Annotated in this window: 16 protein-coding genes and 7 pseudogenes; 9 read left to right on the forward strand and 14 right to left on the reverse strand. The window is 64.8% G+C overall.

All coding sequences use genetic code 11. The annotated features are described in order from the left end of the window. Positions 1–3 precede the first annotated feature (3 nt). The 7 genes and pseudogenes from ACZ5KU_RS28710 to pqqE all read left to right on the forward strand — a co-directional run bounded on the left by ACZ5KU_RS28710 (position 4) and on the right by pqqE (position 6698). A pseudogene (locus tag ACZ5KU_RS28710) lies at positions 4–797 on the forward strand (carbon-nitrogen hydrolase family protein). A 48-nt stretch (positions 798–845) separates the two neighbouring features. Continuing rightward, positions 846–3332: a pyrroloquinoline quinone biosynthesis protein PqqF gene (gene pqqF, locus ACZ5KU_RS28715; RefSeq protein WP_464736582.1), complete on the forward strand. Its 2487-nt coding sequence runs from the start codon at positions 846–848 to the stop codon at positions 3330–3332. 131 nt (positions 3333–3463) lie between these two features. After that, positions 3464–3538 carry a pyrroloquinoline quinone precursor peptide PqqA gene (gene pqqA / locus ACZ5KU_RS28720; RefSeq protein WP_054057055.1) on the forward strand — a complete coding sequence of 25 codons (75 nt, stop codon included), beginning with the start codon at positions 3464–3466 and terminating at the stop codon, positions 3536–3538. A 75-nt stretch (positions 3539–3613) separates the two neighbouring features. Next, positions 3614–4524: pseudogene (gene pqqB / locus ACZ5KU_RS28725) on the forward strand (pyrroloquinoline quinone biosynthesis protein PqqB). Between the two features lie 12 nt (positions 4525–4536). Continuing rightward, positions 4537–5288: pseudogene (gene pqqC / locus ACZ5KU_RS28730) on the forward strand (pyrroloquinoline-quinone synthase PqqC). Continuing rightward, entirely contained in the window at positions 5285–5560 is a 276-nt protein-coding gene (pqqD, locus tag ACZ5KU_RS28735) for a pyrroloquinoline quinone biosynthesis peptide chaperone PqqD (RefSeq protein ID WP_054057040.1), read from the forward strand. The pseudogene pqqC and the gene pqqD overlap by 4 nt, the downstream one beginning before the upstream one ends. Beyond that, a complete protein-coding gene (pqqE, locus tag ACZ5KU_RS28740; protein WP_192842658.1) occupies positions 5553–6698 on the forward strand; it encodes a pyrroloquinoline quinone biosynthesis protein PqqE in 1146 nt (381 codons plus the stop codon). The genes pqqD and pqqE overlap by 8 nt, the downstream gene beginning before the upstream one ends. A 29-nt stretch (positions 6699–6727) precedes the next feature. Here the strand turns inward: pqqE and ACZ5KU_RS28745 are convergent, their stop codons facing one another. The 4 genes and pseudogenes from ACZ5KU_RS28745 to ACZ5KU_RS28760 form a co-directional block, all read right to left on the reverse strand. Continuing rightward, a complete protein-coding gene (locus tag ACZ5KU_RS28745; RefSeq protein WP_054057042.1) occupies positions 6728–7048 on the reverse strand; it encodes a helix-turn-helix domain-containing protein in 321 nt (106 codons plus the stop codon). Further along, positions 7032–7396: pseudogene (locus tag ACZ5KU_RS28750) on the reverse strand (type II toxin-antitoxin system RelE/ParE family toxin). Before ACZ5KU_RS28750 ends, ACZ5KU_RS28745 begins: the two are co-directional and overlap by 17 nt. Before the next feature lie 218 nt (positions 7397–7614). After that, a complete protein-coding gene (locus ACZ5KU_RS28755) occupies positions 7615–8898 on the reverse strand; it encodes an aspartate aminotransferase family protein (RefSeq protein WP_054057044.1) in 1284 nt (427 codons plus the stop codon). Then, positions 8895–9593: an MOSC domain-containing protein gene (locus tag ACZ5KU_RS28760; protein WP_464736583.1), complete on the reverse strand. Its 699-nt coding sequence runs from the start codon at positions 9591–9593 to the stop codon at positions 8895–8897. The genes ACZ5KU_RS28755 and ACZ5KU_RS28760 overlap by 4 nt, the downstream gene beginning before the upstream one ends. Before the next feature lie 102 nt (positions 9594–9695). Between ACZ5KU_RS28760 and ACZ5KU_RS28765 the strand changes: the two are divergent. Next, positions 9696–10624, forward strand: a pseudogene (locus tag ACZ5KU_RS28765) (LysR family transcriptional regulator). A 227-nt stretch (positions 10625–10851) separates the two neighbouring features. On the opposite strand, the gene ACZ5KU_RS28770 reads toward ACZ5KU_RS28765, so the two are convergent. The 10 genes and pseudogenes from ACZ5KU_RS28770 to bioB form a co-directional block, all read right to left on the reverse strand. Then, positions 10852–12630, reverse strand: a complete 1779-nt coding sequence (locus ACZ5KU_RS28770; protein WP_464736584.1) for an acyl-CoA dehydrogenase C-terminal domain-containing protein — start codon at positions 12628–12630, stop codon at positions 10852–10854. Positions 12631–12860: 230 nt separating this feature from the next. Then, positions 12861–14657: an acyl-CoA dehydrogenase C-terminal domain-containing protein gene (locus tag ACZ5KU_RS28775; protein WP_416770760.1), complete on the reverse strand. Its 1797-nt coding sequence runs from the start codon at positions 14655–14657 to the stop codon at positions 12861–12863. Positions 14658–14747: 90 nt separating this feature from the next. Further along, a complete protein-coding gene (locus tag ACZ5KU_RS28780; RefSeq protein WP_054057049.1) occupies positions 14748–16043 on the reverse strand; it encodes a GGDEF domain-containing protein in 1296 nt (431 codons plus the stop codon). 245 nt (positions 16044–16288) lie between these two features. After that, positions 16289–18093: pseudogene (locus tag ACZ5KU_RS28785) on the reverse strand (phenylacyl-CoA dehydrogenase). 335 nt (positions 18094–18428) lie between these two features. Beyond that, positions 18429–18722: a hypothetical protein gene (locus ACZ5KU_RS28790; RefSeq protein ID WP_054057051.1), complete on the reverse strand. Its 294-nt coding sequence runs from the start codon at positions 18720–18722 to the stop codon at positions 18429–18431. Between the two features lie 127 nt (positions 18723–18849). Beyond that, positions 18850–19529, reverse strand: a pseudogene (gene bioD / locus ACZ5KU_RS28795) (dethiobiotin synthase). After that, positions 19526–20338: a malonyl-ACP O-methyltransferase BioC gene (gene bioC, locus ACZ5KU_RS28800; protein ID WP_054061586.1), complete on the reverse strand. Its 813-nt coding sequence runs from the start codon at positions 20336–20338 to the stop codon at positions 19526–19528. Before bioC ends, bioD begins: the two are co-directional and overlap by 4 nt. Next, a complete protein-coding gene (locus ACZ5KU_RS28805) occupies positions 20331–21062 on the reverse strand; it encodes an alpha/beta fold hydrolase (RefSeq protein WP_416770764.1) in 732 nt (243 codons plus the stop codon). The genes bioC and ACZ5KU_RS28805 overlap by 8 nt, the downstream gene beginning before the upstream one ends. Beyond that, positions 21055–22245 (reverse strand): 8-amino-7-oxononanoate synthase, encoded by a 1191-nt coding sequence (bioF, locus tag ACZ5KU_RS28810; protein WP_054064640.1) that lies wholly within the window; start codon positions 22243–22245, stop codon positions 21055–21057. Before bioF ends, ACZ5KU_RS28805 begins: the two co-directional genes overlap by 8 nt. Before the next feature lie 184 nt (positions 22246–22429). Further along, on the reverse strand, positions 22430–23485 hold the full coding sequence (gene bioB / locus ACZ5KU_RS28815; protein WP_054059332.1) for a biotin synthase BioB: 1056 nt from the start codon (positions 23483–23485) through the stop codon (positions 22430–22432). An 88-nt stretch (positions 23486–23573) separates the two neighbouring features. Between bioB and ACZ5KU_RS28820 the strand changes: the two genes are divergently transcribed. Further along, positions 23574–24314: a double zinc ribbon domain-containing protein gene (locus ACZ5KU_RS28820; RefSeq protein WP_416770771.1), complete on the forward strand. Its 741-nt coding sequence runs from the start codon at positions 23574–23576 to the stop codon at positions 24312–24314. The last annotated feature ends 51 nt before the right edge of the window (positions 24315–24365 follow it).

A 24365-nucleotide genomic window follows, 5' to 3' on the forward strand; every position in this document is an offset into this window, starting at 1 on the left:
CCCATGCGCGTAGCGCTTTACCAATGCCCGCCCCTGCCACTGGACGTGGCGGGCAACCTGCAGCGACTGCAGCAACTGGTGACCGAAGCCCATGGCGCCGATGTCCTGGTGTTGCCGGAGATGTTCCTGACCGGCTACAACATCGGCGCCGAGGCGGTCGCGGCACTGGCGCAAGCGCGCGACGGCGCGGCGGCGCAACACATCGCCGCGCTGGCCCGGGCGGCAAGCATCGCCATCGCCTACGGCTATCCGGAGCGTGCCGAGGACGGCAACCTCTACAACGCCGTGCAGTTGATCGATGCCCGGGCAACAGCCTGTGCAACTATCGCAAGACCCACCTGTTCGGCGACCTTGACCACGCGATGTTCAGTGCCGGGCCGGACGAGTTCCCGGTGGTCGAACTCAATGGCTGGAAACTCGGCCTGCTGATCTGCTACGACGTGGAGTTCCCGGAAAACACCCGGCGCCTGGCCCTGGCCGGCGCCGAATTGATCCTGGTGCCCACCGCCAACATGGTGCCGTTCGACTTCGTCGCCGACGTGACCATCCGCGCCCGCGCCTTCGAGAACCAGTGCTACGTGGCCTACGCCAACTATTGCGGCCACGAGGAGGACATCCACTATTGCGGCCAGAGCAGCATCGCCGCGCCGGACGGTAGCCGTATCGCCCATGCCGGCCTGGACGAGGCACTGATCATCGGCACGCTGGATCGCGCAGCAATGCAGCAATCCCGGGCCAGCAACCGCTATCTGCTGGACCGGCGCCCCGCGCTCTACGGCCAGCTCAGCCGGGACTGACCCGACGTTATCCGCTAGCATGGGCACTTCTCTGAAACGGAAGTGCCCATGTCTGCGCCCATCGCCCACGCCCCCGAATACCTGACCCTGGCCAACGGCCTGCGGGTCTCGCTGCGCCATGCGCCACAACTGAAGCGTTGCGCGGCGGCCTTGCGGGTAGCGGCAGGCAGTCATGATGCGCCCGCGGCCTGGCCAGGGCTGGCACACTTCCTGGAACACCTGCTGTTTCTCGGAACCGAGCGCTTTGCCACCGCCGACGGGCTGATGGCCTACGTCCAACGCCACGGTGGCCAGGTGAATGCCCGTACCGCCGAACGCAGTACCGAATTCTTCTTCGAACTGCCACCCCAGGCCTTTGCCGGCGGCCTCGAACGCCTGTGCGACATGCTCGGCCGGGCCCGTCTGGACCCCGACGAACAATTGCGCGAACGCGAGGTGCTGGAGGCGGAATTCATCGCCTGGTCGCGGGATGTCGTGGCGCAACGGCAGTTCCGGCTTTACGCCGGGTTGGCCGAACACCACCCGTTGCGCGGCGTACATGCCGGCAATCGCGCCAGCCTGCAAGTCGAGGCGCCGGCCTTCCAACAGGCGCTGCGGGATTTTTACCAGGGTTTCTACCAGACCGGGCAGATGACCCTGAGCCTGGTCGGCCCACAGCCGCTGGACGAGTTGAAGTCACTGGCACAGACCCTGACTGCCGAGCTGCGTCCGGGCCAGGCGGTCGAACAGAAGTCGCCACCGGCCTTGTTCGCTCACGGCAGGCAAGGTTATCAACAGGCTGATGCTCAGCAGCTCGACCTGCTGCTGGCCTGGGACGATCTGCCCGATGGAGCCCGGCAGGCGGTGGATTTCCTCTGCACCTGGCTCAACGACAGCCAGCCCGGCGGATTCTCGGCCGCGTTGCGCGAGCGCCTGTGGATAAATTCGCTGACCGCCACCGTACTCTATCAGTTCGCCGGACAAGCGCTGGTGCGACTCGAATTCGCACTGACGCCCCAGGGCGTCGGCCAAGGCGCCGCGATCCAGGCACTGCTCGAGAGCTGGCTGGCCTTCTTCGCCAGCCACGCCGACTGGCCGGCGCTGCGCCGGGAATACCGACTGCTGCAGAACCGCAGGATCCGTAGCGGCACCGCCCTGGAACAAGCGCGCCGGGATGCCGCCGATACCCCGGCAGAACTCTCGGAGGCTGCCCTGTCGGCCCTCAAGGCCCTGCTGCACCGGACCCACGCCGCACCTGTGGATAACCAGGCGGCGTCCTGGCGGCTACCACCGGCCAACCCGTTCCTGCGCTCCACCGCACCTGCCGAGCACCCTGGGCTGATCCGTGGGCAGACCAGTGCCCACCGCGGCCTGCGCACTTTCGCCCAGGACCGCCTGCACAAACGCCGCGACTCATCCGCCATCACCCATATCGAGCTGCCGGCGGATGACAGCGGTGAAGCCGCCGTCTATCTGCGCTGGCAACTGGACAACCCGCACGGCACCTCTGTCCTGCATGCGCGACTGAGCCACAGCCTGCACAACCTGCGAGCCCAGGCGCGGCAGGCCGGTGTGGAACTGTCCTTCACGGTTCAGGCCGGTGCCTGGCAACTCCAGCTCATCGGCTGGCGTGAACCGATCCCGGCGATTCTCGAACAGGCCCTGCGCTGTCTGACGAGTCCGGCCGATGGATTCTGGCAAGCGCCCACCGAACAGCCCAAGCCACTGATCCCCATTCGCGAACTGCTCCGCCAGTTGTCCGAACAGACGCAGCCGGCCGATGAACTCACAGCGGCCTGGGATACCGAGCAACTGGGCAAGCTCTGGGCCGAGGCCAAATGGCAAGGCCTGGCCCTGGGTTTTCCAGCCGCCACACAACCGGCCCTCAACAACGCGTTGAACCGCACGCCTGGCAGCCCGACACGACAACCGCCCCGCCTGCCCGTGGTACCCGGTCAGAGGCGTTGGCAAAGCGTGCCCTGCGACACCGGCGAGCAGGCCCTGCTGCTGTTCTGCCCGGCCGCCAGCGCCAGCATCGTCGATGAGGCCTGCTGGCGGGCACTCGGCCAACTGATCCAGGCCCCCTTCTACCAGCGCCTGCGGGTCGAGTTGCAACTGGGCTATGCGGTGTTCAGCAGCGTCCGCCAGATCCATGGCCGCAGCGGTCTGCTGCTCGGCGTACAATCTCCCGGCGCATCGCTCGCGGCGTTGCTGGGGCACTTCGAAAGCTTCCTGGCGAGCCTGCCCGAACGGATCGCCAGCCTGGACGACAGCACCTGGCATGCCCAGCGCGAGGCTCTGGCCGCACAGTTCAACCTGGCGGACCTGCCCTTGGCCCAGGCCGCCGAACTGCTCTGGCAGGGGCATCTGGCCGACCACTCGTCGGATTACCTGGCACAACTGGCCGCCGCCATTCGCGGCCTGGAACGCACGCCCCTGCAAGCGGCCGCCAGACAACTCGCCCAGGCAGCAGGAGGCTGGCTGTGCCTGGCCAACGGCGCCGAACCGGAGTCGGCCTGGCAGCCCCCAACGGGATCATTACCCGGGCTGCAATGAGCTTTCTCCAAGAAAACGGTCTACTTAGCCGGTAAGATTCAGTAACATTAGCTTGCTAAGCATTTGAACATCTCCCGCCGGAGGTGGACTATATGTATAGACACCCATCCACCCAACCGAAGGAGTCATTCATGGCCTGGACCAAACCCGCCTACACCGACCTGCGCATCGGCTTCGAAGTCACCATGTACTTCGCCAACCGTTGATCGGTCGACCTGCAGTGCAACGCCTCGGTTCGCCGGGGCGTTTTCGTTTTCAGTCCCTGAGTGAGTGACAGGTTCATGTACGTCCAGATTCTCGGCTCCGCCGCCGGCGGCGGCTTTCCCCAATGGAACTGCAACTGCGCCAACTGCGCGGGGTTCCGCGCCGGCAGCCTGCGGGCCACGGCACGCACCCAATCCTCCATCGCCCTTTCCGATGACGGCGTGAACTGGATCCTGTGCAATGCCTCGCCGGACATCCGCGCCCAGCTCCAGAGCTTCGCCCCATGCAGCCGGGCCGGGCCCTGCGCGATACCGGCATCAGCGCGATCATCCTGATGGACAGCCAGATCGACCACACCACCGGCCTGCTCAGCCTGCGCGAGGGTTGCCCGCACCAGGTCTGGTGCACCGACATGGTCAAGGAGGACCTGAGCACCGGCTTCCCGCTGTTCAAGATGCTCACCCATTGGAATGGTGGCCTCGACTGGCAGCGCATCGAGCTCGAAGGCCGCTTCACCATCGCCGCCTGCCCCAACCTGCGCTTCACCCCACTGCCGCTGCGCAGCGCCGCCCCACCCTACTCGCCGCACCGCTTCGACCCGCATCCGGGCGACAACATCGGTCTGATCGTCGAGGACCTGCGCACCGGCGGCAAGCTGTTCTATGCCCCGGGCCTGGGCAAGGTCGACGAGCCGTTGCTGCGGATCATGGCCGAAAGCGACTGCCTGCTGGTGGACGGCACCCTGTGGGACGACGATGAAATGCAGCGTCGCGGCGTCGGTACCCGCACCGGCCGGGAAATGGGCCACCTGGCGCAAAGCGGCCCCGGCGGCATGCTCGAGGTACTGGAGCAACTACCGGCACAGCGCAAGGTCCTGATCCATATCAACAACACCAACCCGATCCTCGACGAAGACTCGCCGCAACGTGCCGAACTGCAGCGACGCAATGTCGAAGTCGCATACGACGGCATGAGCATCGAGCTGTAGGAGCACCACCGAATGAGCCAAACCCCGCTGTCCCGCGCCGAGTTCGAGCAGGCACTGCGTGCCAAGGGCGCCTACTACCACATCCATCACCCCTACCACGTGGCGATGTATGAAGGTCGCGCCACCCGCGAACAGATCCAGGGCTGGGTCGCCAACCGGTTCTATTACCAGGTCAACATTCCCCTCAAGGATGCGGCGATCCTCGCCAATTGCCCGGACCGGGAAATCCGCCGCGAGTGGATCCAGCGCCTGCTCGACCACGACGGGGCACCCGGCGAGGATGGCGGCATCGAAGCCTGGCTGCGCCTGGGCCAGGCGGTCGGCCTGAACCCCGATCAGTTGCGCTCCCAGGAACTGGTGCTGCCCGGTGTGCGGTTCGCCGTGGACGCCTACGTCAACTTCGCCCGCCGGGCCAGTTGGCAGGAAGCCGCCAGCAGCTCGCTGACCGAACTGTTCGCGCCGCAGATCCACCAGTCGCGGCTCGACAGCTGGCCACAGCACTACCCTGGATCGATCCCGCCGGCTACGAATACTTCCGTACCCGCCTCGGCCAGGCCCGGCGCGATGTCGAGCACGGGCTGGAGATCACCCTGCAGCACTACACCACGTACGAAGGCCAGCAGCGTATGCTGGAGATTCTCCAGTTCAAACTGGATATTCTCTGGAGCATGCTCGATGCCATGAGCATGGCCTATGAACTGAATCGCCCGCCCTACCACAGCGTGACCGACCAGCGGGTCTGGCACCGAGGAATCCCCCTATGAGTTTCGATCGCGGCCTGACCCCGAAATGGCGCCCCGGCTACCGCTTCCAGTACGAACCGGCGCAGAAGGGCCACGTACTGCTGTACCCGGAAGGGATGATCAAGCTCAACGAGAGTGCCGCACTGATCGGTGGCCTGATCGATGGCCAGCGCAATGTCGCGGCGATCATCGCCGAGCTGCAGAAACAGTTCCCCGACGTAGCCGAGCTCGGCGAGGATATCGAGCAGTTCATGGAGGTCGCCCGTGCAGAGCACTGGATCGAACTTGCCTGACCCCGGCCTGCCACCCACGCCGCAGGTCGGCCTGCCGCTGTGGCTACTGGCCGAGCTGACCTACCGCTGCCCGCTGCAGTGCCCATACTGCTCGAATCCGCTGGACTTCGCCGGGCAGGGCCAGGAACTGAGCACCGAACAATGGTTCAAGGTCCTGCGCGAGGCTCGGGAAATGGGTGCCGCCCAGTTGGGCTTTTCCGGCGGTGAACCGCTGGTGCGCCAGGACCTTGTCGAACTGATCGCCGAGGCTCGCCGGCTGGGCTTCTACACCAACCTGATCACCTCCGGCATCGGCCTGACCGAACAGAAGATCAGCGATTTCAGGCAGGCCGGCCTCGACCATATCCAGATCAGCTTCCAGGCCAGCGACGAACAGGTGAACAACCTGCTGGCCGGCTCGAAGAAGGCCTTCGCGCAGAAACTGGAAATGGCCCGGGCGGTGAAGGCCCACGGTTATCCGATGGTGCTGAACTTCGTCACCCATCGGCACAACATCGACCGCATCGACCGCATCATCGAGCTGTGCCTGGCCCTGGAGGCGGACTTCGTCGAGCTCGCCACCTGCCAGTTCTATGGCTGGGCGCAGCTCAATCGCCAGGGCCTGCTGCCTACCCGCGAGCAACTGCAGCGCGCCGAACGCATCACCAATGAGTACCGCGCCCGGCTGCAGGCCGAGGGCAACCCGTGCAAGCTGATCTTCGTTACACCGGACTACTACGAGGAGCGCCCGAAAGCCTGCATGAACGGCTGGGGCAGCCTGTTCCTCACCGTCACTCCGGATGGCACCGCGTTACCCTGCCATGGCGCCCGGCAGTTGCCAGTACAGTTCCCCAACGTGCGCGACCACAGCCTGCAACATATCTGGTACGACTCGTTCGGTTTCAACCGCTTTCGCGGTTACGAGTGGATGCCCGAACCGTGCCGTTCCTGTGACGAGAAGGAAAAGGACTTCGGCGGTTGCCGTTGCCAGGCCTTCATGCTCACCGGCGACGCCAGCAACGCCGACCCGGTCTGCGCCAAGTCCCACCACCATGATGTGATCCTGCAGGCCCGCGAAGAAGCCAGCCTGGAGGGGCCGGCCATCGAACAACTGGTGTTTCGCAACGAGCGCAACTCGCGCCTCATCGCCAAGGGCTGAGCCCAGCGCCGAGTGCCACGTCACGTCATTCAGGCGAGTATCTGCAAGCCGTGCTTCTGCACGATGCTCAGCAGCTTGAGTGCCATGCCGCTGGGCTGCTTGTCGCCAGCCTCCCATTGCTTGACGGTCGATACGCTGGTGTTCAGGTAACGGGCGAACACCGGCTGGCTGACCTGGTTGCGCTCGCGCAGCGACTTGATCTGCTCGGGGGCGATCTCGTCCGGTACCGGCGCCAGGCACGAGGCGTCGAACTCGCGCATGGTCGCCTTGCCGATCGCACCGATTGCATGCAGGGCGCTGGCCGATTCATGGACCGATTCCAATGCCTCGGATTTATACCGCTTGCTCATAAGCTATCTCCACAAACTCTCTCATCTCCAGCAACTGCCCGATCTGCCGGCTGCTCAGGTTTTCATAGGCCTTCGCCAGCGCCCTGAAGGCCTTGAGCTCCTGCTGGCTGATATTGCCCTGGTCACTCTTGGCGAACAGGAACTGGAAGATCCAGTAACAGCCGCCCCGGGCCAGGACGATGGAACGATAACGGTTTTCGTTCAGGCGCTTTTTCCACACGCCACCCCCCAGGTTGTCGGCCTGCCCCTGACCACCGCCCCCATTGCCAACACCAGTTCGGCGTCGTCGATCCTTGCCTTCCTGGCGCTGGCGGCGAATCCCCTGGTCTTGAAAACCCTGTATCGCATGGAAATCCTTCCCCATAAAACGTACCACTCGGTGGTATATAAATTCAAATCCATTGAGGTTCTTTCCGCCCGATGGCAGCAACGCTCGCCCGCACCTCAATGCGAGCCGAAATACCGCCCACAAAAAAACACCCCGTGCCAAAAGAGTCAGGCACAGGGCGACGCGTTATACCGCAAGACGGTTCGGAATCAGATTTGGGAGAAAACGACGCGCCAAGTCAGACGGCGATTCCCCTGCGGCATTGCACCTGGGCGGTACGGACTCGGGAGAAGGCCCGGGCCAGGCGCAGCAGCATTTCGTCGATGGTGCTCTGGCTGACGGTCAGGGCCGGGGTAAAGCGCAGACTGTCGGCGGTCGGCGCATCGAGCAGCAGGCCTTCCTGCAACGCGGCCTTGACCACCGCATCCGCCGAGGCGTCGCTCAGGGTCAGCCCCCAGAGCAGCCCGGCGCCGCGCAGTTGGCCGTGCTCATAACGCCGTGCCAGCCGATCCAGGCCCTGTTGCAGGTAGTGCCCGCGCTCAGCCACCTCGTCGAGGAAGCCATGCTTGAGCAGCGTATCGAGCACCGCCAGGCCGGCCGCACTCATCAAGGCGTTACCGTGGTGGCTGCCACCGATTTCGCCGGGCTCGAAACAGCAGGCCGTGCCCCGCGCCAGCAGCGCCGACAACGGCGCGCCACCACCCAGGCCCTTGCCGAGGGCGATGATGTCGGCACGCACCGCGTACTGTTGCTCGGCCAGCAGGCTGCCGCAGCGGCCGATACCGGTCTGCACCTCGTCGAAGATCAGCAGGATGCCCAGCGCCCGGCACAACCGCTCGACGCCCTGGAGGTATTCCCGGGTCGCCGGGGTAACGCCCGCCGCACGCTGGATCGGTTCGAGCATGATGGCCACGGTCTTGGCATCCACCGCGGCATGCAAGGCCTCCAGATCGTTGAACGGCACCTGGCTGAAGCCGGGCAATTGCGGCTCGAAGCGGTTGCCGAAGCAATCCTGGCCGGACGCCGACATGGCACCGAAACTGCGCCCATGGCAGGCGTTGCTTGCGCTGATGATCCGGTAGGCGCCGCCACGATGCAGCTGGCCCCACTTGCGCGCCAATTTGATCGCCGCCTCGCAGGCTTCCGAACCACTGTTGAGAAAATACACCTGGTCGCTGTCGGTGGCACGACACAGGCGGTCCGCCAGTTGCGATTGGACCGGGTTATGAAAACCCGCGCCGACATTGATCAGGCCATGGGCCTGGTCCGCCAGGGCATGGGCCAGCACACCGGGGCTATGACCGAGGCTGTTGCTGCCACCGCCCTGGCTGAAATCCAGATAGGCCCGTTCCTCGCTGTCCCACAGCCAGGAGCCCTGACCACGGACGAACACCGGGCTGGGGCGCTCGGCGGCGGGCATCAGGTACTCGCTGGCCGCGTGCTCGTGGCGGGCGCGGGGCTGGAAGTCGGCGGTCAGGTCATCGAGGCTCGGTTGCGGCCGGCGCAGCTTGAACAGATTCATGCGCGCAGCCCTTCCAGCGGCAGCCCGAGCAGCCGGGCCGACCAGTCCTCGACCCGGCCGCTGCGCAGGCGACGAATGGCGATGTCGCGCCAGCGCGAGGACAGCGCCGGGCAGTCCACCAGTTTCTTCAGGCCGGAATGCTCCAGCGGTTCGGCGTAGAACGCGTGCAGGGCCCAGGCCACGCTGAGGCCGGGATAACTGCGCTGCAGCAGTTCGAAGGGCTGGTCGGCGCTGACGAAACCGGGCTTGAGCACCCGATAGAACCAGCCGCAGCGCCCCGTGTCCTGGGCCTGCTGCGGCAGCTCGGACAAGCCCCAGCGATGGCTCAGGCGATAGCAGGGCGAACGTGGCTGGCTGACCTGCAGCAGCGCACCGCCCCAGCGGAACAGGTCGCCCAGGCAGACCTGCTCTTCGGTCAGACCACGGGTCGAGAGATTTTCGCCAAAGGCCGGTGCCGACCAGTCGAGTTGCGGATGCCGTTTGCGCCAGTAGTCATAGTGCTCGGCGGGGTAATGATGCAGCGCCCGCTCCGGTCCGCTGTGGAAACGCGGATCGCCCTGCTCGTCGCTGCCCAGGCCCTGTGGCCATAACCAGAGCCGACTGGCAACCCGGTATTTATCCGTATCGCTGATCAGACCCTGTCCGAGATTTTTTGCCTTGCCTATGTAAACACCATCGACGCAAACGGTATTCATCGCACGCTCTGGCCCTGTAAGCCCTTTTAATTGCGGTTAGACTAGGCTTGCGAGGCGTTCACGGCCATTTCGTTTTTCGAGCATTTTCGATAAGTACTGCTTATGGATTTCAAGCAACTGCGTTATTTCGTCGCGGTGTATGAAGAAGGCCATGTCGGCCGCGCCGCCGAACGGCTGTCGATCTCCCAGCCGGCCCTGTCGCAACAGATACGCCACCTGGAACACCACCTCGACGTCAGCCTGTTCGAACGCAGCAGCAAGCGCCTGCTGCCGACCCTGGCCGCCCACACCCTGTACAACCATGCATTGCCGCTGCTCGATGGCCTGCAACGGGCCCGCGAAGCCCTGCGCAACTTCCAGGGGCAGGCGTTGCGCACCCTCGCCATCGGCGTGCTGCAGACCGTGCACACCAGCCTGGTGCCGCAGTTGCTCGAACGGGTGCGCAAGGCCCATCCGCACCTGGTGGTGCAGATCTACGAATTGACCGGCATGGAGATCGAACGGCGCCTGCTCAACGGCTCGCTGGATATCGGCATCAGTTATCTGCCACCCCGCCAGCCGGGCTTGCACGGCCTGCCGCTGTACGAAGACGAGCTGCAACTGGTGATCCCGCCGAGCACCCGCTGCGTGAATTCAAGAAGGTCTCGGTCGGCCAGGCCGCGGAGCTGCCGATGCTGCTGCTCGGCGAAGAATTCCAGATCCGGCAGATCTGGCAGGCGCAACTGGCCAACCTGGGGCGACGCCCGCAGGTCCAGGCCGAATTGAACAACATGGCGGGGATTCTCGACAGCCTGCCGCATACCCGCCTGGCCACCGTACTGCCGGGTCGCTCACGGGACGAACACGATGACCATGATCTGCTGTGGAAACCGCTGACCGAACCGCGGGTCTCGCTGCGGGTCGGCCTGGTGTGTCGCGACATGCAACGCCAGCAGGCTTCGCTGGAGCTGCTGCGGGTGCTGCTGGAGGACGTGATGAACAGCCCGGTCAAGCACCTGCACGGAGCGACGGGGCTTGAAGGCCTGGGCTGAAAAACTTTTTCGCGGACAAAAGAAAACCCCGCCGAAGCGGGGCTTTGCAGACTGTTTCCCTGACATCCATTTCGCTCCACCATCCTGGCGGAATCCTACGTGTCCGTGTTTTGCTTTGAGCTTCCTGCTCGACGTCCTTCATAAGTAGATTACCGCTGGATCCAATATGGCGATATGGGCAAACAGCAGCGCGTTATGTAAGCAAAGGCTTACATGCCAACCCCGCCTCAGAACTGCTCGGCATCGAGCAGGAACAGCGATTCGCTACCCGCCTTCACCGACGCCGTCAGCGAGTGGATGCGCGGCAGCAGGCGGGCGAAATAGAACCTCGCGGTGCCCAGCTTGCTCGCGTAGAACGCATCTTCCCTGTCCTTGCCCAAGGCGGCCCGGGCCATCAGGGCCCACATGTAGGCATAGGCGGTATAGCCGAAGGTGTGCAGGTATTCGACCGATGCCGCACCGATCTCGTTCGGGTTGGTTCCGGAACGGTCGAGCACCCAGTCGGTCAGCTCGTCGAGGTTGTCCAGCGCCGCCGCCAGGGGCTTGGTGAACTCGGCCAGATTGGCGCTCGCGGTATCGATGAAGTGCCGCACTTCCTCGGCGAACAGGCGGTAGTAGGCACCGCCGCTGCCGACGATCTTGCGGCCTACCAGGTCCAGCGCCTGGATGCCGTTGGTGCCCTCGTAGATCTGGGTGATGCGCACGTCACGCACCAGTTGCTCCTGGCCCCACTCGCGCACGTAACCATGACCACCGAAAACCTGCTGGCCGTGCACCGTGACCTCCAGCCCCAGGTCGGTCAGGAATGCCTTGGCCACCGGCGTCAGCAAGGCCACCAGTTCATCGGCACGCTTGCGGGCCGCCGCGTCCTCGCTGAACTTGGCAGTGTCCAGTTGCATCGCCACGTAGGTGGAGAAGGCACGGCCGCCCTCGTTCGCCGCCTTCATGGTCAACAGCATGCGGCGTACGTCCGGATGCACGATGATCGGGTCGGCCGCCTTGTCCTTGGCCTTCGGCCCGGTCGGCGAACGGCTCTGCAGGCGGTCGCGGGCGTATTCGATCGCGTTCTGGTAGGAACGCTCGCCGGAAGCCAGGCCCTGGATGCCGACACCCAGGCGCTCGTAGTTCATCATGGTGAACATCGCCGCCAGGCCCTTGTTCGGCTCGCCCACCAGGTAACCGGTGGCCTCGTCGAAGTTCATCACGCAGGTCGCCGAAGCCTGGATCCCCATCTTGTGTTCGATCGAACCGCAGGTCGCCGGGTTGCGCGCGCCCAGGCTGCCATCGGCATTGACCAGGAACTTCGGCACCAGGAACAGCGAGATGCCTTTCGGACCGGCCGGCGCGTCGGGCAGCTTGGCCAGTACCAGGTGGATGATGTTTTCGGTCAGGTCATGCTCGCCACCGGTGATGAAGATCTTGGTCCCGCTGATCTTGTACGTGCCGTCCGCCTGCGGCTCGGCCTTGGTGCGGATGATCCCCAGGTCGGTGCCGGCGTGGGGTTCGGTCAGGCACATGGAACCGGCCCACAGACCGGCGTACATGTTCGGCAGGTAGGTGGCCTTGAGCTCTTCGCTGGCATGGGTGTTGATCGACACGCAGGCGCCGGAGGTCAGCATCGGGTACAGGCCGAAGGCGAGGCTGGACGAGTTGATCATTTCCTCGACCTGCGCCGAAACGGCCTTGGGCATGCCCATGCCGCCAAACTGCGGATCACCGCCGACACCGACCCAGCCGCCTTCGGCGTAGGTCTGATAGGCCTGTGGGAAACCGCTGGGCGTACGGACCACGCCATTGTCCCAGCGGCAGCCTTCCTCGTCGCCGCCACGGCTCAGGGGCGCGATGCTCTTGGCGGTGACCTTGCCGGCTTCCTCGAGAATCGCCTCGACGGTTTCCTCATCGACGGTCTCGGCCAGGGCAGGCAGTTGGGCCCAGAGATTGCCGACCTCGAAGACTTCATTGAGGACGAAGCGCATATCGCGCAGGGGCGCTTTGTAGTCAGCCATGGCAAACCTCGCAAGATCTAGAACGATAGGGCCCGCGCGGGGCCGATTTCCGAAGGCTTGAGTGTACCTTAACAACTTTTCAGACACATAGGGTCATCACATGACGTTTTTGTTATTTTTAGTCACAACGCTATGCAGGAGTTTTGGAGTGAATGTTCTGACCTCTTCGCGGGCAAGGCGGTGCGGCGACCCGACTTGCCCGCGAAGGTCCTTCAAGCCTCATCCATCGACTACAGGGCAAACAGATCCGCCGGCAACCGCATCAGGCTCTCGCTCCCCGCTTCCACCGCCGCCCGATGAGCGGCGGTGCGCGGCAGCAATCGCTTGAAGTAGAACTCGCACGTCGCCAGCTTGCCCCGGCAATAATCCGCGTCGCCACTGCCCTCTTCCAACTGCGCCTGGGCCACCAGCGCCATGCGCAGCCACAGGTAGGCCAGGACGATGTAACCGCTGTACATCAGGTAATCCACCGCCGCCGCGCCGACCTCATCCGGATTCTGCATGGCCGCCTTGCCGACCAGCAGCGTCAGCTCGCCCCACTCCCGGTTCAACTGATCGAGCCGCGTCACATGAGCGCCAAGCTGCCCGTGCCCGGCATTGGCCTCGCAGAACTTGTGCACGATCCGGGTAAAGCCGCGTAGCAGCTTGCCCTGGCTGCCGAGCACCTTGCGCCCCAGCAGGTCCAGGGCCTGGATGCCATTGGTGCCTTCGTAGATCGGCGCGATGCGGCAATCGCGCACCAGTTGTTCCATGCCCCACTCACGGATGAAGCCGTGACCGCCGAACACCTGCATGCCGTGGTTGGTCACCTCCAGCCCGGTCTCGGTCATGAACGCCTTGCAGATCGGGGTCAGGAATGCCAGCAGGTCCTCGGCCTCCTGGCGCTGCTCGGGCTGGGCGGCGCGATGGGCGATATCCAGCCACTGTGCGGTGAAATAGGTCAGTGCCCGGTTGCCTTCGTTGAACGCCTTCATGGTCAGCAGCATGCGCCGTACGTCCGGGTGCACGATGATCGGGTCGGCGGCCTTGTCCGGCGCCTTGGGGCCGGTCAGCGAACGCATCTGCAAACGCTCGCTGGCGTAGCGGACCGCGCCCTGGAAGCTGGTTTCGCCCAGGCACAGGCCCTGCATGCCGGTACCGAGGCGGGCATGGTTCATCATGGTGAACATGCAGTTGAGGCCCTTGTTCGCCTCACCGATCAGAAAGCCCTTGGCAGCATCGAAGTTCAGCACGCAGGTGGCCGAGGCCTTGATGCCCATCTTGTGCTCGATGGAGCCGCAGCTCACCCCGTTGCGCTCGCCCGCCTCGCCGGTCGCATCGGGCAGGAACTTGGGCACGATGAACAGCGAGATACCCTTGGTACCGGCCGGCGCGTCCGGCAACTTGGCCAGTACCAGGTGCACGATGTTGCGGCTCATGTCGTGCTCGCCGGCGGAAATGAAGATCTTGCTCCCGGACACCGCATAGCTGCCATCGGCCTGGGGCACGGCGCGGGTCTTGATCAGCCCCAGGTCGGTGCCGCAGTGGGCTTCGGTCAGGCACATGGTGCCGGTCCATTCGCCGGCGGTCAGCCTGCTCAGGTAGGTCTGTTTCTGTTGCTCGGTACCGTGGGCATGAATCGCCGACATGGCGCCGTGGGTCAGCCCCGGGTACATGCCCCAGGAAGTGTTGCTGGAACCGATCATTTCGCTGATCACCAGCCCCAGCGACTGCGGCAGGCCCTGCCCGCCATACTGCCGATCGGCCGCCAGGCCATGCCAGCCGGCCTCGACGTACTGGGCAAAGGCCTGCTTGAAACCCTTGGGCGTGGTCACCACGCCATTGTCGAAATGGCAGCCCTCTTCATCGCCGGAGCGGTTCAGCGGTGCCAGCACCTGTTCACAGAATTTCGCGCCTTCCTCCAGGATCGCCCCGACCATGTCCGGGCTGGCATCGCTGGCGCCGAGGCGTTCGTAATGGGCGTGGAAATCGAAAACATGGTCGAGCAGAAAGCGCATGTCGCGTAGCGGGGCTTTGTAGTCAGGCATGGTCGTTTCTCCGGCAGCAGATGATTCAACCTACTGTCGGCGCCCGCCCCCGGGCAATCACAGTCCAGCCGCTGAATGCTCCACCATCACTCAGCCCACGGCTTCCTTGGTCCGCACCGCGCCGCGCTTGGCGGTCTGCCCGGCGGCCATGACGCAGTTGCGCCCGGCCCCCTTGGCGGCATAGAGCGCCTGGTCGGCGGACTTGAGCACTTCGTCCGGGGTGCGCTGATCCAGCTGGCGCTCGGCGACGCCGATACTGATCGTCACCGACACACTCGACGCACCACCGCCCGAACGGCGCTGGCGGCCTTGCTGGTCGTCCTGCGGGCGGCTGTCCGGGTTGCGCAGTTGAATGCTGTAGTTGGCGATCACCTCACGGATCACCTCCAGGTGCGGCAGGCATTCTTCAAGGCTCTTGCCGGCGAACACCACCGCGAATTCCTCGCCACCGTAGCGGTAGGCCCGGCCGCCGCCGCTGACCTTCGCCAGCTTGCTCGCGACCAGCCGCAAGACCTGGTCACCGACGTCGTGACCATGGGTGTCGTTGAATTTCTTGAAGTGGTCGACGTCGGTCATCGCCAACACGTAGTTGCGCCCCAGGCGCTGCATCCGCTCGTTGAGCGCGCGACGGCCGGGCAGCCCGGTCAGTTCATCGCGGAACGCCATCTGATAGGCCTCGTGGGCCACCGCCGCAGCGATCATCAGCATCACCTGGCTGCACATGATGTTCAGGGTGAACGGCAGGATGAAGGTCATCGGCAGCATCCAGAACAGGCCCAGCAGGCCGATCAGTTGGGCCGCATGCAGCGGCCGCGGGTTGCGCCAGTACTGCACGGTCAGCAGCAGGAACGCCGCGAGGAACACCGGGTAGGACAACTGGATCAGGCTCATCCACGCCCCATGCAATGCGGGCCAGCGGATTTCCGCCAGCCAGCCGAGCAGGGCTTCCGGGTAACTCTGCTCCAGGCCCAGGGCCACGCTGCCCACCGCCAGCAGCACGGCAAACCGCGCGATCATGTCCTGGAACAGGTGCGTGCGCTCCTGCCAGGCGGCGAACACGCCGAACAGCAGTGGCAACAGCAGGCAGACCAGGTGGAAAACCACCGCGGCATCCTGTCGGACCCTGCCATGGTCGCGGTAGTAATCGGCCTGGGTGGAAAGCAGGAAGTAGGCGATGTACACCGTGATCATCAGGAACAGTTCGCGCTGGCGCCGATAGACCGCGCAATAGGAACCGCCGAGCAACAGCACCAGGGTCGGCAGAACGTTGAACAGCGAAGTGAAGAAGACGTTGAGATCCTTGACGTAGGCCGCCGCGAGCCCCGCAAGCAACAACATGACGGAGGGTAGAAAATGACTGGCATGTACAGCAGGAGAACGCGGCAAGGGTAAAGCTCCGACCGGCAGATTCAATAGATGGCATTGTGCCTTTATTTGCGCGAGTAAAGCACAAAGAATGTGACAGAGATCACGAATCCTCTCTCTTTAACGGCAGGTCTCGGCTTCTTCTTAGCGTTTTAGTCAGGAATTTTCGCTATTGACGCCCATAAATCGGCAATGCCGAAAAGCGCCCACAAAAAAGCCGCTTCCCCCGAAGGAGAAGCGGCTTTTCGAGGTCACTCCGGCAGGGCTCAGTAGCCCAGGCTGAAGTGCTCTTCCTGCATGTCCATCAGGTTGTTGGCGCCCGACAGCATGGTGGCCACGTGGGTACGGGTGCGCGGCAGGATGCGCTGGAAGTAGAAGCGCGCGGTCTGCAGCTTGGCGGTGTAGAACGCCTCGTCGCTGGTACCCGCGGCCAGTTTCTCGGCGGCCAGGCGGGCCATGTCGGCCCAGAAGTAGGCCAGGCAGGCGTAGCCGGAGTACATCAGGTAATCCACCGAAGCGGCACCGACTTCCTCGCGGTCCTTCATCGCGGCCATGCCCACTTTCATGGTCAGCTCGCCCCACTCCTTGTTCAACGCGGCCAGTGGCGCAACGAACTCGCTGACCGCCTCGTTGCCTTCGTTGGCCTGGCAGAACTTGTGGACGATCTTGGTGAAACCCTTGAGGGCCTCGCCCTGGGTCATCAGCACCTTGCGACCCAGCAGGTCGAGGGCCTGGATGCCGGTGGTGCCTTCGTACAGCATCGAGATACGGCTGTCGCGAACGTTCTGCTCCATGCCCCACTCGGCGATGAAGCCGTGGCCACCGTAGATCTGCAGGCCATGGTTGGCGGCTTCGAAACCGACCTCGGTCATGAACGCCTTGGCGATCGGCGTCATGAACGCCAGCAGCGCGTCGGCCTTCTTCTTCTCTTCCTCGTCCTGGCTGTACTTGACGATATCCACCTGCTTGGCGGTGAAGTACACCATCGCCCGGTTACCCTCGGCGAAGGCCTTCATGGTCAGCAGCATGCGACGCACGTCAGGGTGCACGATGATCGGGTCAGCGGCCTTGTCCGGCGCTTTCGGACCGGTCAGGGAGCGCATCTGCAGGCGTTCGCGTGCGTACTTCAGGCCACCCTGGAAACCGATTTCGGCGTGGGCCAGGCCTTGCAGCGCGGTCCCCAGGCGAGCGGTGTTCATGAAGGTGAACATGCAGTTCAGGCCCTTGTTCGGCGGGCCGATCAGGAAGCCGGTGGCGCCGTCGAAGTTCATCACGCAGGTGGCATTGCCGTGGATGCCCATCTTGTGTTCGATGGAACCGCAGGACACGGCGTTGCGCTGGCCGACCGAACCGTCGGCGTTGGGCAGGAACTTGGGCACGATGAACAGCGAAATGCCCTTGGTGCCGGCCGGTGCGTCCGGCAGGCGGGCCAGGACGATATGGACGATGTTGTCGGCCATGTCGTGCTCACCGGCCGAGATGAAGATCTTGGTCCCGCTGACCTTGTAGGAACCGTCGGCCTGAGGTTCGGCCTTGGTGCGCAGCATGCCCAGGTCGGTGCCGCAGTGCGGTTCGGTCAGGCACATGGTGCCGGTCCACTCGCCGGACACCAGCTTGGTCAGGTAGGCCTCCTGCTGTTCAGGGGTACCGTGTTCGGAAATGGTGTTCATCGCACCATGGGACAGGCCCGGGTACATGCCCCACGACCAGTTCGCCTCACCGACCATCTCGCTGATCGCCAGGCCCAGAGACTCCGGCAGACCCTGGCCGCCGTGCTCGACGTCGTGAGCCAGGCTCGGCCAGCCACCTTCGACGAACTGCTTGTAGGCTTCCTTGAAGCCGCTCGGGGTCTTCACGCCCGATTCGCTCCAGGTGCAGCCTTCGGTATCACCAACACGGTTCAGCGGAGCCAGGACCTGTTCGCAGAACTTGGCGCCTTCCTCGAGGATGGCGTTGACCATATCCGGAGTAGCGTCCTGGCAAGCCGGCAGGCTCTGATAGTGCGCTTCGTAGCCAAGCAGTTCGTCACGAACGAAGCGAATATCACGCAAGGGGCCTTGTAGTCAGGCATAGCGATAAACCTCTGCTGATGAAACCTGGAATAAGCGACCGCGTCGATTTGCCACGCCGGTCAAACAGTTGTTTGAAACATACGTTTGCGCCAAAGCCTTGTCAAGCGTCGTTCATGAGCCATTGGTCATACAGGCCGACAATAGGCGCGGGAAATCGCCGGCAGCGCCGCAGGCAGCGGCTGGCAACAGGGAAAGAATAGTCGAGAGGATGGTCTGGCGAGCGGACGCATCGAACGCCAAGTGCCACTGACGCCGGGTATCGAGGCACGACAAGGGGTATGCGCATGGCAAAACGGGCGCTGTCGCGCCCGGATGGGGGATTACGCCGGAGCGATCAGGCGTAGGTGTCGATCAGCGTGCCGAGAGCCTTGTCCGCGGCCTTCTCGACCTTGGTCCCCAGTTCGACCTGGAGCTTGCCCTGGGACAGGTCGACCAGACTGTTCGACAGGTCCTGCTGGCTACGGTCCAGCGACAGCAGCCGTTCGACCTGGGAGTCGGAGGACTGGCTCTTCAGCGAACGCTCGACAGTGGTGTTGGCGATCTGGCCGGCGGCCTGGTCGACACGGTTCTGCCCGGACTGAATAGTGCTCAGACCGGCATAAAAAGCGGTGCTACCTGAGATTTCCATGGGCGAACTCGACTGTACGAAACCATTACAGGCTGCATTGAAGCAGAACCCGGGCAAAAACGCCCGTCAAAAACACTAATGGCACAATGCCTGGCAATAGGCAAAAGCTAGCGCCTGGCCTCGGGCATCAGTCCAGCAGATCCAGCTGCAAGCGCTCTGCCACGGCCTGTGCGGTCGCTGCCTTGAGGCGCGGCACGCGTCCCAGGCACGGCGCCGGCAGGCGCTCGGCCAGCGTCGCGAGGTTTTCTTCCAGACGAGAGGTCTTCGGATCGATGATGTTGGCCACCCAACCGGCCAACTGCAGGCCATCGCGGGCAATCGCCTCGGCGGTCAGCAGGGCGTGACTGATGCACCCCAGGCGTACGCCCACCACCAGGATCACCGGCAACCCAGGCCACAGGCCAAGTCCGACAGATTGGCCTGGTCGGCCAGGGGTACCCGCCAACCGCCGGCCCCTTCGATCAGGGTGAAATCGGCCTGCAGCGCGAGAATCTCGCGCATCGGCTCCAGCAGTGATTGCACCGTCAGCGCCACGCCGGCTTCGCGCGCCGCCAGGTGCGGGGCGATGGCCGGCTCGAGCGCCACCGGGTTGACCTGCGCGTAGGACAACGGCAACGAGCACTCGGCCAGCAACGCCAGGGCATCGGCGTTACGCAGGCCCTGGGGGGTCACCTCGCAACCGGACGCCACCGGCTTGCCCGCCGCGGTGCTCAGGCCGGCGGCCCGGGCCGCATGCAGCAGGCCGGCGGCGATGGTGGTCTTGCCGACATCGGTGTCGGTCCCGGCAATGAAATAGGCTGCGCTCATAGCGGCTTCTCCAACACGGCGTAGACCACTTGGTAGGTCGCCGGCAGCCCCTGCGCCTGGCGAAATTGTTCATAGGCGTCGATCAGGCCGAGCACCCGCGCGCGTCCGGTCAGCCCGCCCGGCCGTCCGGGGTTGAGGTTGTGCGCACCGAGCGCCTTGAGCTCGTGGGTCAGGCTGCGCACGTCCGGGTAAAACAGCACCTGTGGCCGGCTTTCCAGGCTCACCACGCGCAAGCCGCTGGCCGCGCACAGGCGCTGGTACTCGGCGAACTCGCGAAAGCGATTGACGTGAACCAGACCATCCACGGCCCGCCAACTCTCACGCAGCTCATGCAGGGTGCCGACACACAGGCTGGCAAACGCCATCACGCCGCCCGGGCGCAACACTCGCCGCGCCTCGTCGAGCACGGCGGCAAAGTCGGCACACCACTGTACGGCCAGGCTGGAGAACACCAGGTCGCAACACTGCGCCTGCAGCGGCAGCCGCTCGGCATCACCGGCGATGAAATGTCGCGCGCCGCCCAGGGGCCGGGCGTGTTCGAGCATGCCCTCGGCGATATCCAGGGCCAGGCCCTGCCCTTCACCAAAACGGCCGCCCAGGGCCCGGGTGAAGTAGCCGGTACCGCAGCCGACATCGAGCCAGCGCGAAGGGCTGAACTGCTCCGGCAGGCGCCGCAACAACTCGTCACCGACATCGCGCTGCAACTGGGCCACGCTGTCGTAACTGGCGGCCGCACGGGAAAACGAGGCGGCGACCTGGCGCTTGTCGGGCAGGCCGCCCGGCAACGGCGGACGGGAAAGATCAGTCATCGGCGCACTCGTGCAAAAAGGCCTGGATAGCCCCGGCCACTCCATGGGGGTCTTCCAGAAGAAACGCATGGCCGGCCTGTTCGATCAGGCCGACTTCGACATCCGGCAACAACGCCAGCAACTCGCCCGCCGCCTCGGCCGGCACCAGGCCGTCGAGCCCGGCAAACAGGTGCAACTGCGGGCCGCCATAGGTTTGCAGGGCCTCGCGGGTGTCCAACTGTGCCAACACCTCAAGCCCACTGAGCAGAACCTCGGGGCTGCTGTGCGGTGCCCCGCCCAGGAGCACCCGCGATTGCCCGCGCGGGTCCGACGAGCCCTGGGCGCACAGCAGGCTGAAGCGCTTGAGGGTGGCCTGAGGCTGCGCGCGACAGCCGCTCAGGAACTGCTCGAAGGTGTCCTCGGCCATGGCGCCGGACCAGCCGTCACCGGCCACGAAACGCGGATTGCTCGCCAGCGTCAGCAGGCCGCAGCAACGATCGCCACGGCGGGCCGCCAGTTCCGCTGCCAGCATGCCGCCGAGCGACCAGCCACCCAGCCAGGTGTTCTCCGGCAGGCTGGCATCGAGCGCCTCGATCCACTCCGTCAGTTCGCCGCCGGCAAGCGCCGGCAGCGGCTCGATCTCCACCCGCAGGTGCTCGTCCAGACCGCGCAAGGCCGCCGCCAAGGGTTCCAGCGGCGAAATGCCAAGGCCCCAGCCGGGCAACAGAATCAGACGATCACGCATGAGGTGGCTCCAACGGCTCATGGGGCCCCAGCAATCTGGAACACTCTGCCAACGCTTCTAACAATAGCCGCACCTGCGCCTCGCTGTGGGCGGCGGTCAGCGTGACCCGCAGGCGCGCACTGCCGGCCGGTACGGTCGGCGGCCGAATCGCCGTCACCATCAGCCCGCGTTCGCGCAGCAGTTGCGAGAAGCGCAGCGCCCGGCCGGCATCACCGATCAGGATCGGCTGGATCGGCGTGAAACTGTCCATCAACTCCAGGCCGATCTGCTGCGCCCCCTCGCGGAACTGGCGGATCAGCGCGTCCAGATGCTGCCGACGCCAATGTTCGCTGCGCAGCAGTTCCAGGCTTTTCAGCGTGGCGCAGGCCAGCGCCGGCGGCTGGCTGGTGGTGTAGATGTAGGGCCGGGCGAACTGCACCAGGCTTTCGATCAGTTCTTCGCTGCCGGCGACGAACGCACCCGCCGTGCCGAATGCCTTGCCCAGGGTGCCGACCAGCACCGGTACGTCTTCCTGGCTCAGGCCGAAGTGCTCGACGATACCCCCGCCCTGGGCGCCCAGAGGGCCGAAACCGTGGGCGTCGTCGACCATCAGCCAGGCGCCGCGGGCACGGGTTTCACGGGCCAGGGCCGGCAGGTCGGCGATATCGCCATCCATGCTGAACACCCCGTCGGTGACCACCAGCGTATTGCCGGTGGCTTTTTCCAGGCGCTTGGCGAGGCTGGCCGGATCGTTGTGCAGGTAGCGATTGAACCGTGCACCCGAGAGCAGCCCGGCATCCAGCAATGATGCGTGATTGAGACGATCTTCCAGCACCGTATCGCCCTGCCCGACCAGCGCCGTGACCGCGCCGAGGTTGGCCATGTAGCCGGCGCTGAACAACAACGCGCGAGGCCGCCCGGTGAACTCGGCCAACGCTTCTTCCAGCGCCTGGTGCGGACCGCTGTGGCCGATCACCAGATGCGCCGCCCCACCGCCCACGCCCCAGCGCGCGGCACCGGCCTGCCAGGCCTCGATGACTTGCGGGTGATTGGCCAGGCCCAGGTAATCGTTATTGCAGAAAGCCAGCAGGGGCTGGCCATCGACCAGCACTTCCGGGCCCTGCGGGCTTTCGAGCAGCGGCCGCTGGCGATAGAGGTTTTGCGCACGACGGGCGGCCAGGCGTGCGGACAGATCGAAGGACATGGGCGCCTCGCAGATGCAATCTGAAGAACACCGCCTGGTCCCGGCTGCGCCGCCCCCTGTAGGAGCCGGGCTTGCCCGCGAATGCGTCCTCTCGATCGCTAAAAGCTTCGCGGGCAAGCCCGACTCCTACAGAGATCGGCGCAGCCAAGGGCCGGGCGGTGTTCCGTTGGAAAAGCGGTGTGAATCAGACTGCGGCGTTGTAGAACTGCTCGCTGCTCTTCTGCTCCACCAGCGCCTGCTCGATAGCCGCCTGGTGCACTTCGTCGGCATGTTCCTCGCGGGCTTCGGGCTGGATACCCAGGCGGGCGAACAGGCGCATGTCCTTGTCGGCCTGCGGGTTGGCGGTGGTCAGCAGCTTCTCGCCATAGAAGATCGAGTTGGCACCGGCGAAGAACGCCAGGGCCTGCATCTGTTCGTTCATCGCCTCGCGGCCCGCCGACAGGCGCACGTGGGACTTGGGCATCAGAATCCGCGCCACCGCCAGCATGCGGATGAAGTCGAACGGATCGACATCCTCGGCATTCTCCAGCGGCGTACCGGCGACCTTCACCAGCATGTTGATCGGCACCGACTCCGGGTGCTCCGGCAGGTTGGCCAGCTGGATCAGCAGGCCGGCCCGGTCATCGAGGGACTCGCCCATGCCGAGGATGCCGCCGGAACAGATCTTCATCCCGGCATCGCGCACGTAGGCGAGGGTCTGCAGACGCTCGCTGTAGGTGCGGGTGGTGATGATGCTGCCGTAGAACTCCGGCGAGGTGTCGAGGTTGTGGTTGTAGTAGTCCAGGCCGGCTTCGGCCAGCGCGGCGGTCTGCTCCTGATCCAGCCGCCCCAGCGTCATGCAGGTTTCCAGGCCCATGGCCTTAACGCCCTTGACCATCTCCAGCACGTACGGCATGTCCTTGGCCGACGGGTGCTTCCACGCCGCGCCCATGCAGAAGCGGGTCGAACCGATGGCCTTGGCCCGGGCAGCCTCCTCCAGGACCTTCTGCACTTCCAGCAGCTTTTCCTTTTCCAGCCCGGTGTTGTAGTGACCGGACTGCGGGCAGTACTTGCAGTCTTCCGGGCAGGCGCCGGTCTTGATCGACAGCAGGGTCGACACTTGCACGCGGTTGGCGTCGAAGTGCGCGCGGTGCACGGTCTGGGCCTGGAACAGCAGGTCGTTGAACGGCTGCTCGAACAGTGCCTTGACCTCGGCCAGGGACCAATCGTGACGCAAAGTGGCAGTAGTGCTGGCACTCATCGCTGGAGTTCCTTGTTTTATGCTGGGCAAGCGGCCGGGGCGACAGCCACGACCACGACACGGATGCCGGCATATTTAAGGAAGCGACATGGACTGTCAACCACATCGCAAACGACAGGTTTACATCTGGCTAAAAAACAACCAGACCTGCCTACTCTGCGACGAGCCCAGCGACAACCTCCATCCATTGTGCAGCCCCTGCGAAAGCGAACTGCCCTGGCTGCTGGAATACTGCCAGACCTGCGCCCTGCCCTTGCCGATGGCCGGCCTGACCTGCGGCCATTGCCTGAAACAGCCGCCCAGCTTCGAGCAGGTCATTGCCCCCTGGACCTACCAGTTCCCGGTCGACAGCCTGATCACCCGCTTCAAGCACCAGAGCCAGTGGCCGCTGGGACGCCTGCTGGCCGAACTGCTGGCCCTGGCCCTGCGCGAACGCTTCGACCACGGCCTGCCGCGACCGGACCTGCTGCTGCCGGTGCCCATGGCCGTGAAACGGCAACGCCAGCGCGGCTACAACCAGGCCGCGATGTTGATGAACTGGCTGGGCAGAAGCCTGCAGATTCCGGCAGATGAGCACCGTTTACTACGTATTCAGGACACCGTCGCCCAGCAGGAACTGGACGCCAGGGCGCGCCGGCGCAACCTGCTGAACGCCTTCGCCCTGGCCCCCGGCGTTTCGGTCGCAGGCCTGCACCTGGCGCTGGTCGACGACGTGCTGACCACCGGCGCCACCGCCGAAAGCCTGGCGCGCCTGCTGCTGCGGGCCGGCGCCCGACGGGTCGATGTCTACTGCCTGGCCCGCACGCCCAAGCCGGGAGCCCCGGCTTGACGCCCGCCACGCCAGCGGGCACTTTCGAAGGCACCTCCTTGAAAACACTGC

The organism is Pseudomonas sp. Tof1, assembly GCF_055390395.1.

Bases quoted from the DNA above. Each gene is read 5' to 3' on its own strand.
- ACZ5KU_RS28775 (WP_416770760.1), bottom strand. From the start codon at position 14,657: ATGCCTGACTACAAAGCCCCGCTACGCGACATGCGCTTTCTGCTCGAC.
- ACZ5KU_RS28755 (WP_054057044.1), bottom strand. From the start codon at position 8,898: ATGAATCTGTTCAAGCTGCGCCGGCCGCAACCGAGCCTCGATGACCTG.
- ACZ5KU_RS28805 (WP_416770764.1), bottom strand. From the start codon at position 21,062: ATGCGTGATCGTCTGATTCTGTTGCCCGGCTGGGGCCTTGGCATTTCG.
- bioC (WP_054061586.1), bottom strand. From the start codon at position 20,338: ATGACTGATCTTTCCCGTCCGCCGTTGCCGGGCGGCCTGCCCGACAAG.
- ACZ5KU_RS28770 (WP_464736584.1), bottom strand. From the start codon at position 12,630: ATGGCTGACTACAAAGCGCCCCTGCGCGATATGCGCTTCGTCCTCAAT.
- ACZ5KU_RS28745 (WP_054057042.1), bottom strand. From the start codon at position 7,048: ATGAGCAAGCGGTATAAATCCGAGGCATTGGAATCGGTCCATGAATCG.
- ACZ5KU_RS28760 (WP_464736583.1), bottom strand. From the start codon at position 9,593: ATGAATACCGTTTGCGTCGATGGTGTTTACATAGGCAAGGCAAAAAAT.
- pqqD (WP_054057040.1), top strand. From the start codon at position 5,285: ATGAGTTTCGATCGCGGCCTGACCCCGAAATGGCGCCCCGGCTACCGC.
- bioB (WP_054059332.1), bottom strand. From the start codon at position 23,485: ATGAGTGCCAGCACTACTGCCACTTTGCGTCACGATTGGTCCCTGGCC.
- ACZ5KU_RS28820 (WP_416770771.1), top strand. From the start codon at position 23,574: ATGGACTGTCAACCACATCGCAAACGACAGGTTTACATCTGGCTAAAA.
- bioF (WP_054064640.1), bottom strand. From the start codon at position 22,245: ATGTCCTTCGATCTGTCCGCACGCCTGGCCGCCCGTCGTGCGCAAAAC.
- pqqF (WP_464736582.1), top strand. From the start codon at position 846: ATGTCTGCGCCCATCGCCCACGCCCCCGAATACCTGACCCTGGCCAAC.
- ACZ5KU_RS28790 (WP_054057051.1), bottom strand. From the start codon at position 18,722: ATGGAAATCTCAGGTAGCACCGCTTTTTATGCCGGTCTGAGCACTATT.